Below are 2,610 nucleotides of genomic sequence, written 5' to 3' on the forward strand. Positions count from 1 at the left end.
TATCTTATATAATACTTGTATCAAGATTAGTTAGAACAACAAAATGAATAAAATTATTTATCAAATTAAAGCCTTAAAGCAGTTACGTAAAATTCAAGGCAATGCTTTAATCCGTAATAAAATTGATGAACTGGCTAACATGCCGAATTGTATTAATGTAAAGTCTTTAACTAATCATAAATATCAGTACAGATTACGAGTGGGTAACTATCGAGTGTTTTTTAATTTTGATGGTGCTATTCATATTGTTTCTATTGAAGAGGTGAAAAAACGCAATGAACGCACTTACTAATATACAGTTTATTAATAATGAACACGGACAGCCACAATTTGTGGTTATGCCCTACAATCAATACTTAGAGCTATCAAACGCAAAAGCAATCGATGTTGAAGCAGGTGTACCAAGCGAAGTTGTTAACATGGTTTTTGATAATAATTATTCTCCAGTTCAAGCATGGCGTGAGTATTTGAAATTATCCCAAGTTGAAGTTGCAAATAAAATAGGTATTAGTCAATCGGCTTATTCTCAATATGAAAAAAGCCAAAAACTAAGAAAAGCAACGCGGATTAAAATTGCCGAAGCGCTACAAATCAAGCCTGAACAGTTAGATTTTTAATAAAAACCACCTATGCGGTGGTTAAGTGAATGACTATAACTTAAAGTTAGGGTCATTATTTCTATTAATAAAAAACCACCCGAAGGTGGCTATTTTGATAATAGTTAATTTTTAGAAATTTTTAATCTGATAATAGGCAATACTCTATTCCAGTTTGCAGTAAAATGATTTGTAATAATATGCATTGTTTCCCTTTTGATAATCAATCGCGCTGATTCAATGTCTCTTTTAAATTCAACACCCATAGAATAAAAAGCACCTCTATAAGATGAATCAATTATTCTTAACGCTGGTTCGATTAACTGTATTTTTTCTCTCATATAATTAGCAACAAATAATAATCTAGCTAATTTATACCAATCCTCATCAGATAAACCGTTTTTGCTATGCACACCACCCAGCCACTTAATAGCTTCGTCGAACTTGCTAGTTGGCAAATCTTGGTAACGGGGGATCTTGAATTGCTGATGTAACTTTGAATAAATAGCTTGATGTCGTTCACCCGTTCGATAAACTCGCTCGTTTACCGCTTGTTGGATTTGCTGTTGTTGTTCGGCGTTAATTGTTAATGAGTAACTACCTGTTTTGCGGATTGTCGGTAAAACTTCCTCAAATACCCAGTTTTGGAAGTCTATGGCTTCTTTTTTATTACTTCTGAAAATTACACGATATAAATTTGGCTCATTTATGAACGTTACCTCTCTATTTTGCCCTCCTGACCTGATATACATTTTATGTATACCAGCCTCTGACATATTGAAACGACTAGCATTGGCGTTTTTAACATTTAAAATGTTAGTAACATCGGTAAGACAAAATAAAGGTTCATTATTCAATAATTGAATGCGAACTTGTGTTTGGTGAAAATTAAAAATTGATAAGTTTGACATGCTATATCCTCGTAATCGCCCCCTTTTTAGAGGGCTTATAATTTGTTGTTAATTGGTTAAGCGATTTCTTTATTAATAAGATGATTTTTGATTACATCTATTGCTTTTTCGTTATATCTAAAAGTTTCAACTTGTTTATCAGAAGAACGTGACTTATCGAGTACGAAAATTCCGTAGTCTTCTGTTTTTAAATTGAGCTTATTAGCTATACGACCAATTTTGTTCGAAGATACACCGAGTAAATCACCTACATCACTAGCTGAAAATGTTTTGTTTTCAAGTTTAGGAAGTGGAATAACATTTTTACCCGCAATTGGATTAATTGTATCGGCATAGATAGCTTGCTTAGACTGTTCGCTTAAATGTGGCAGATTGCTAAACATCTTATCTAATGCTCTGACTGATAATTCTATTGCTTTGGCTTGTCGATACTCTGGCAAGTAAGATTTAAAAGGTTTTTGGATGTTTTTTAATTCACCTTTTTTATAGTCTAAAAATACTTGATTTACCATTAACTGAAATTTTGGACTAATCCAACCTGCGTAAGATACTGCTAAAAGTTCGTGAGCAAAAGTACCTTGATTGATGCCGCCTTTTGTGACGGTGATTATTTCTTGACCGAAGGCAGAATTCTGCCTTAGCTCTTCAATAAGTTCTTGAGTGGATTTTGTTGCTAACCACGCTTTAGGTCTTTTAGCATCTTTACCTCCGCTCGCCTTGTGCAAAGCATTAAGATTATATCGACCTTCTTTATCAGTTGTGATAGAGATTCCAGCTATTACTGGACAATTAGAGTTGTTTATATTACTATTATTCATGAGTTTTCCCTTAATTAGCGTTTGTGGTTAACTTGATTTGGGCTTTAGCTGGTGGTGCAGTTAAAGCCTTTAGTTTTTTAGATTCCTGCAATTTTCTTTTCCTCTTCTGTTAATGTTTGTTTAATCCTATTAACGATCTCTAAACTAATATTTCTATCATTTACACGAGCCGAATTCTCAAGAATAGATTTCATCCAATCGGGAATTCTAGCTGATACTGGTACTTTATATTCTTTCAACGTTTTCTCCTTTTACTTAAGTATATATTAAAGTAATATGTATACA

At 33.0% G+C, this 2,610-nt stretch carries 5 protein-coding genes; 2 read left to right on the forward strand and 3 right to left on the reverse strand.

Features of this window, described 5'->3' with window-relative positions; genetic code table 11:
* Nucleotides 1-43 precede the first annotated feature (43 nt).
* Together A9G28_RS06235 and A9G28_RS06240 are read left to right on the forward strand one after the other, a co-directional pair.
* Nucleotides 44-292: a type II toxin-antitoxin system RelE family toxin gene (locus tag A9G28_RS06235; RefSeq protein WP_065580106.1), complete on the forward strand. Its 249-nt coding sequence runs from the start codon at nt 44-46 to the stop codon at nt 290-292.
* Nucleotides 276-617: a helix-turn-helix domain-containing protein gene (locus tag A9G28_RS06240; protein ID WP_065580107.1), complete on the forward strand. Its 342-nt coding sequence runs from the start codon at nt 276-278 to the stop codon at nt 615-617. The genes A9G28_RS06235 and A9G28_RS06240 overlap by 17 nt, the downstream gene beginning before the upstream one ends.
* A 104-nt stretch (nt 618-721) precedes the next feature.
* On the opposite strand, the gene A9G28_RS06245 is transcribed toward A9G28_RS06240, so the two are convergent.
* From A9G28_RS06245 to A9G28_RS13560, 3 genes are all read right to left on the reverse strand, one after another.
* Nucleotides 722-1,507, reverse strand: a complete 786-nt coding sequence (locus tag A9G28_RS06245; RefSeq protein ID WP_065580108.1) for a BRO family protein — start codon at nt 1,505-1,507, stop codon at nt 722-724.
* A 56-nt stretch (nt 1,508-1,563) separates the two neighbouring features.
* Nucleotides 1,564-2,325 (reverse strand): KilA-N domain-containing protein, encoded by a 762-nt coding sequence (locus A9G28_RS06250; protein WP_065580109.1) that lies wholly within the window; start codon nt 2,323-2,325, stop codon nt 1,564-1,566.
* Nucleotides 2,326-2,402: 77 nt separating this feature from the next.
* Nucleotides 2,403-2,564 carry a hypothetical protein gene (locus A9G28_RS13560; protein ID WP_176702120.1) on the reverse strand — a complete coding sequence of 54 codons (162 nt, stop codon included), beginning with the start codon at nt 2,562-2,564 and terminating at the stop codon, nt 2,403-2,405.
* Between the last annotated feature and the right edge of the window lie 46 nt (nt 2,565-2,610).

It is taken from the genome of Gilliamella sp. Fer1-1, from assembly GCF_001690825.1.
In the GTDB taxonomy this organism is placed as follows: domain Bacteria; phylum Pseudomonadota; class Gammaproteobacteria; order Enterobacterales; family Orbaceae; genus Gilliamella; species Gilliamella apicola_C.